Annotated in this window: 2 protein-coding genes; both read right to left on the minus strand. The window is 69.8% G+C overall.

All coding sequences use genetic code 11. The features are described from left to right. Positions 1 to 804: ABC transporter permease (locus ACP4J0_RS38360; protein WP_426604056.1), on the minus strand; the 804-nt coding region annotated here is incomplete at its 3' end. After that, positions 801 to 1,743 (minus strand): ATP-binding cassette domain-containing protein (locus ACP4J0_RS38365; protein WP_426604058.1); only part of this gene is annotated, 943 nt, incomplete at its 5' end. The genes ACP4J0_RS38360 and ACP4J0_RS38365, both read right to left, overlap by 4 nt.

Below are 1,743 nucleotides of genomic sequence, written 5' to 3' on the forward strand. Positions count from 1 at the left end.
CGACCAGAAGTAGCCGAGCGCGGTGAGAGCCAGGCACCAGGCGACCGCGAGCCAGCCGTTGTGGCCGATCCCGGTCCCGAGCAGCAGGCCGCGCAGGGTCTCGATGGCCGGGGTGAACGGCTGGTACTCGGCGATCGGCTGGAACCAGCCCGGCATCGCGTCGACCGGCACGAAGGCGCTGGAGATGAACGGGAGGAAGATCAGCGGCATCGCGTTGTTGCTCGCCGCCTCGGCGTTCGGGCTGACCAGACCCATGCCGACCGCGATCCAGGTGAGCGCGAGAGTGAAGAGCACCAGCAGTCCGAGTGCCGCGGCCCACTCCAGGGCCGTGGCGTCCGTGGACCGGAAGCCGATGGCCACGGCGACGGCGCCGACGAGGAGCACACTCAGGACCGACTGGAGCACGCTGCCGATGACGTGTCCGATCAGCACGGAGGGTCGGTGGATGGCCATGGTGCGGAAGCGGGCGATGATGCCCTCGGTCATGTCGTTGGAGACGGACACCGCGGTGCCGATCGTGGTGCTGCCGATGGTCATCAGTAACAGGCCCGGCACGAGGTAGGCGATGTACGCGGAACGGTCCGCGCCACCGTCCCCGATGCCGGCGCTCATCGCGTCACCGAAGATGTAGACGAAGAGCAGCAGCAGAACGACCGGCGTGAGCAGCAGGTTCAGGGTGAGGGACGGGTAGCGGCGCGCGTGCAGGAGGTTGCGGCGCAGCATCGTGGACGAGTCGCGCAGGGCGAGGGAGATCCGGGCCGGGCGGGTGGGGGCCAGGGGGGTGGGGGCCAGGGGGGTGCTCATCGGACAGCCTCCTCGGGCTGGCTGGGCTGGGTGGGCTGTGCGTCGGTGCTGCCGGTCAGGGCGAAGAAGACGTCGTCGAGGTCGGGGGTGTGGACGGTCAGTTCGTCGGCTTCGATGCCGGCGGTGTCGAGCCGGTCGAGGAGGGAGCGCAGTTCGCGCTGGGTGCCGTCCGAGGGGATCTGCAGGGCCAGCGCTTCGTCGTCGCGGGTGGCTTGGTGCAGGGCGGTGGCGGCGGTGCGGTATGCGGCCGGGTGGGTGAAGCGGAGCCTGACGTGTCCGCCGGGGATGAGCCGCTTGAGGTCTTCGGCGCTTCCCTCGGCGGCGATCGTGCCGTTGTTCAGTACGGCGATGCGGTCGGCGAGTTCGTCGGCCTCCTCCAGGTACTGGGTGGTGAGGAAGACGGTGACGCCGTCGGTGACGAGTTCGCGGATGATCTGCCACATGTTGTGGCGGGAGCGGGGGTCGAGGCCGGTGGTGGGTTCGTCGAGGAAGATGATCCGCGGGCTGCCGACCAGGGTCATGGCGATGTCGAGGCGGCGCTTCATGCCGCCGGAGTAGGTGCTGGCGGGCTTCTTCGCGGCCTCCACCAGGTCGAAGCGGTCCAGGAGTTCGGCGGTGACCCGTCGTCCTTCCTGCTTGGTCAGGTGGTGCAGGTCGGCCATGAGGAGCATGTTCTCCTCGCCGGTGATCAGGCCGTCGACGGCGGAGAACTGCCCGGTGACCCCGATCGCGGCCCGCACGGCCTGCGGGTCGTCGGCGAGGTCGTGGCCGGCGACCCGCGCCTGTCCGCCGTCGGCGGTGATGAGCGTGGACAGGATCTTGACGGCGGTGGTCTTGCCGGCACCGTTCGGCCCGAGCAGGGCGAACACGGAACCGGCCGGGATGTGCAGGTCGACGCCGTCGAGGACGGTCTTGTCGCCGTACGACTTGCGCAGCCCG

The sequence above is a fragment of the Streptomyces sp. WG7 genome, assembly GCF_049975785.1.
Lineage (GTDB): Bacteria > Actinomycetota > Actinomycetes > Streptomycetales > Streptomycetaceae > Streptomyces.